Source organism: Mesorhizobium sp. M7A.F.Ca.CA.002.15.2.1 (assembly GCF_003998715.1).
GTDB classification, from domain to species: Bacteria; Pseudomonadota; Alphaproteobacteria; order Rhizobiales; family Rhizobiaceae; genus Mesorhizobium; species Mesorhizobium ciceri.
In genome coordinates, this window is sequence record NZ_RZPI01000673.1 from 1 (window position 1) to 2,978 (window position 2,978).

4 protein-coding genes are annotated in these 2,978 nt (G+C 63.1%); 2 read left to right on the top strand and 2 right to left on the bottom strand.

Annotated features, from left to right (window positions below; genetic code table 11):
- Positions 1-25 precede the first annotated feature (25 nt).
- Complete coding sequence (locus ENZ74_RS27325) at positions 26-1,066, bottom strand: ABC transporter substrate-binding protein (RefSeq protein ID WP_024502105.1); 1,041 nt, start codon at positions 1,064-1,066, stop codon at positions 26-28.
- A 231-nt stretch (positions 1,067-1,297) separates the two neighbouring features.
- Between ENZ74_RS27325 and ENZ74_RS27335 the strand changes: the two genes are divergently transcribed.
- Together ENZ74_RS27335 and ENZ74_RS27340 are read left to right on the top strand one after the other, a co-directional pair.
- Positions 1,298-1,999, top strand: coding sequence for a GntR family transcriptional regulator (locus tag ENZ74_RS27335; protein WP_164745804.1), 702 nt, complete (start codon positions 1,298-1,300; stop codon positions 1,997-1,999).
- Positions 2,000-2,123: 124 nt separating this feature from the next.
- A complete protein-coding gene (locus ENZ74_RS27340) occupies positions 2,124-2,693 on the top strand; it encodes a TMEM175 family protein (protein WP_027161123.1) in 570 nt (189 codons plus the stop codon).
- Between the two features lie 28 nt (positions 2,694-2,721).
- Here ENZ74_RS27340 and ENZ74_RS27345 read toward each other — a convergent pair.
- Positions 2,722-2,978: SDR family oxidoreductase (locus tag ENZ74_RS27345; RefSeq protein WP_127313126.1), on the bottom strand; the 257-nt coding region annotated here is incomplete at its 5' end.

Consider the following 2,978-nt stretch of genomic DNA (forward strand, 5'->3'; position numbering starts at 1 on the left):
CCCGCCGTAAGCTTGTGTCCGCGGCCTATTGCTGGACCAGATTGTTGAACTTCTCCGTCGCCTCGACCAGATTGTCGCGCCAGAACTCGGCGTCCTGCAGCACCTGTTTCTTGACGTTTTCGGGCGCCGAATTGATGTCCTTGATCCTGTCCTGCGGGATCTTGCCGGTCTCGAAAGCCTTCTCGTTTACTGGGCCATTGTCGACGTAGAGCGGCAGATTGGCCTGCAGCTGCGGGCTGACGAACATCGCAAGCGCCTTCATCGCGGCTTCCTTGTTCTTGGCACCCTTGGGGATGACCATGCAGTCGGCGGTCAGCACGCCCTGGTCGAAGGAGAAGCTGACCGGCGCGCCTTCCTTCTTCAAGGTGCCGGCACGGCCGTTCCAGATGCTCGCCATGTCGACTTCGCCATCCTTGACCAATTGCATGGCCTGAGCGCCGGAGGTCCACCAGGCGTCGACATGGCCACGGATCTTGTCGACGGATTTCAGCGCGCCGTCGACATCCACGGGATAGACCTTGTCGATCGGCAGGCCCGAGGCGAGAGCCGCGACGCTCAGCGTTTCGGTCGCCTGGCTGCCGCTCAACGCGCGCCGTCCCGGAAACTTTTCCACGTTCCAGAAGTCGGCCCAGGTCTTGGGGCCTTTGTCGCCGAACACATCGGTCCGGTAGATCAGCACGACGGAGGTGTAGGAAATGCCGACCCAGTCATCATGGACAAGCTTCGGATTGATGCCGCTCTTGTCGATAATGCCGTAGTCGAGCTTCTCGAACAGCCCTTCCTTCGAGCCGCGTGCGCATTCGTCGGCGCCAAGCTCGGTGATGTCCCATTTCACCGCATTGCCGGTTACCTGCAGCCGTACGTCGTCGAGGCCGTTGGTGGTGTCCTCCTTGATGGTGATGCCGAGCGCGTCGGCGGTCGGCTTGAAGAACGCCTTGGTCTGCGCTTCCTGGTAGGTGCCGCCCCACGAGGCGACGGTGATGGTGTCGCCCGCCATTGCGGGGGCCGCGAGGGAGGCCATGAGGCCCGCCATCGCAACGATACTAACGCTTCTGGTCCTGTTCATTTTTTCGGCTCTCCACCGGTGTTCCCATTGTTTTTGATTTCGCATTCTATTTTGTATACAATTTTGAGTGTAGCTTGGGGATCAGCGATGTCAACACCGATCGGCGCGCCTGGGGCCGTCAACCCGGGCTGGGAGATGGGGCGCCGGGGCGTGGCAAACCGCGCCGACTTTGAATACAGCTATGCATGAGAACATATGCCGGCGGAAAGACCGGAGAACTGGAAACGGAACTTGGCCAAGGAAACCAAAAACACGCTGCGCGACTCGGTCTATTCCGCGCTCAAGGCGATGATCGTGACCGGCCAGATTCCGCCGGGCTCACGCGTCACCGAAAACGACATCGCGGCGAAGCTGACTGTCAGCCGCACCCCGGTGCGCGAGGCCTTCAACCGCCTCGAGCGCGACGGCCTGGTCACCGGCCGGCCGCGCCAGGGCTATGTCGTCACCGAGTTCGACATCAACATGTTCCGCGAGGCCTTCGAGATCCGCGAACTGCTCGACGGCCACGCGACGGCACTGGCCGCCGCTGCTGCGACGGAACAGGACAAGGCGCGGCTGCGTGCCATGCTGGCCGAATGCGAGCGGCTGGCCGCCATTCCGGAGCGCACCACGCGCGAAAAATTCCAGGAGCTCGAAGTCGGCATCGACCTGCACCGCGTCATCGCCGAAATCAGCGGCAATGCGATGCTGCATGGCATGCTGTGCGGCATCCTCGACAAGTGCCAGCACTATGTCTGGACCGAACTGTTGTGGCTCGACGAATGGAAGATCGCCCGCGACGAGCATGCCGAGATCGTCGAGGCGATCTGCGCCGGCGATGCCGCCCGAGCCGGCACGCTGGCCCGCGCCCACGTAAGGGGCTCGCGCGACAATGTGCTGCGCCTGCTGCAGGCGAAATCGGACTACCAGAGTTTTCTGGCCAAGGCGTCCTGAGCGGCGCTGGCGGCGGCGTCAGATGGTCCGAGCGGCCATGGATATTGCTATCGACAGCACTACTATATGTCTCACGAACTGCGACGAGGACGGTCCAGTGCTTCCCTCGACAGGGCTCGATCGGTTGAGCGCATTTTCGGATGGCGTGTTCGCCGTCCTCATCACGGTGCTGGTCCTCGACTTGCGCCCGCCGGAGTTGCCGACGTTCAAGGCGCTTCTGGAGCTCTGGCCGACATGGCTGAGCTACAGCGTCAGCTATCTCTTCATCGCCATCGTCTGGGCGAACCATCATCATCTGTTACGCCACGCCAGGGAGGCGACAGCCAGCCTGATGTGGTACAATTTCGCGCATCTGTTCTCGGTTTCGCTGCTGCCGCTGGCGACCGCGTGGATGGCGGTCAGCGAGCTGGCGCCGCAGCCGGTCGCCTTCTACGCCGCCGTCTTCTTCCTGGTGAACCTGACCTACATTCTTCTGATCCGCGAACTCATCGACCCGATGCCGGAGAACGCGGTTCCGCTCGCGGTGCGCAAGCGCATGCGCATCCGGTCGCTCGCGACGCTCTGCCTATTCGCGCTGGCGGGGCTGGTCGCCCTGAAATATCCAGTCGCGGGCTTGGCGATCTGTTGCTGCTGCTTGGCCGTCTATCTCAGGCCGGAAGCGCCGGGGGCAGGCAAAAGCTCGGGCAAAGGCTGAATTCTCGCACCCGACGCGTTGGACGGCTTCAGCCCTTGCGCTCCTGAAGGCTGTTGCCGCCATCGACCACCAGCAGGGCGCCGTTGACATAGCTGGCGCCTTCCGAGGCCAGGAACACGACCGCGGCGGCCACCTCATCCGGTCGCCCGGCCCGCGCCGGCGGCGTATTCAGGGCGGCTTGCCGCTCCATCTCGCTCGACGACCCTGTTTCGATCCAGCCGGGAGCCACGGCGTTGGCCGTGATGCCGTTTTTCGCCACTTCGAGCGCCAGCGTGCGTGTCAGGC

What these genes read in the sequence shown, in the direction of transcription:
- ENZ74_RS27325 (WP_024502105.1), bottom strand. Translation starts at nt 1,066, where the DNA reads ATGAACAGGACCAGAAGCGTTAGTATCGTTGCGATGGCGGGCCTCATG.